Source organism: Psychrobacter sp. T6-1 (assembly GCF_052258445.1).
Window position 1 is genome coordinate 1 of the sequence record NZ_JBQQFC010000548.1, and the last position, 1,052, is coordinate 1,052.

Annotated in this window: 1 protein-coding gene; it reads right to left on the reverse strand. The window is 50.2% G+C overall.

Annotated features, from left to right (window positions below):
* Positions 1 to 1,052 (reverse strand): capsule assembly Wzi family protein (locus tag ACTXGO_RS16440; RefSeq protein ID WP_443575013.1); only part of this gene is annotated, 1,052 nt, incomplete at both ends.

Genomic DNA, 1,052 nt, shown 5'->3' on the forward strand with positions numbered 1-1,052 from the left:
AAATGATCATACGATACGCCTTTGACCTCGCCACTACTTCGCGTGTCTGCATACTCAGCATAGACCTGATAAGGCAGGCCTTGGTAGCTAGACGCATAATCTGCGCCTGCTAAATACATATTTTTGGCAGGCAAGCCGCCTGCTTCATCTTCGCCAACATACTGTGCATAGACGCTAGCTGGGACGTTGACCAATGAGGATAGCTGTACTCTAGCATCAAAGCCGCCTAGCTGATTGGCAGGATCATCGTCTGTGTTGCCCGCAGTAGCTTCATTATCTCTAGTGCCTAATATAGCATCACCAAAGGAGCTTAAGCTCTCAGGTCGACCCTCACCTCCCCACATAAAAGTACGAGAGGCGCCTAGCTCAAGCCATTGCCAAGGACTAGCTGTTAGGCGGGCACCAAAGAGTTTGGCATCAGGTACCGCATCATAGTCATCGAGCTGACCTGCGAATAGTTGATACTGCCAAGGTCCTACCCAGTCCAAATATCGAGACGTCGGTGCAGTTTGGGTATCACGTTGCATGGTAAAGCCAGTCACCGGAATACTAGCATCCCCGCGGATGAGGCTACCATCATGACCCGGACCCCACCAAGCCGGTATCTTACCCGCGATTAGCCACTGATTGGCATAGTTACCAGCGAGATATGAGCCCTCAAAGCTGACATCTGAATCATCATCAATAAGCTCATCATTCTTCACAGTAGCTTGTAGGTTGGCTTCCCAGTCTCTTTCAGTTAGCGCTACTCCAACCATCACTTGTTGCCCAGCGAGCTTGTCATCTGCAAAGGTTTGCGGCAGTTGCTGACGATCCGTTTGTAGACTGAGCTCTCCAAAGGCTTGAACCACAGACTCACGGTTATTACTCAATCTAGTCTGTACTGACTGGAGCACTTGCTGCTGCGCCTGACTCTGGGCATTGGCTGTACTAATACCGCGGCTGATCTCATTCGCTGTCAGAGGCCACGTACTGGTACTTATTTGAGTGACGCCCTGCGCGTTTAGCCAGTCAATTTCTGCTTTTAATCGCAGATCATTCATATGCAGGTT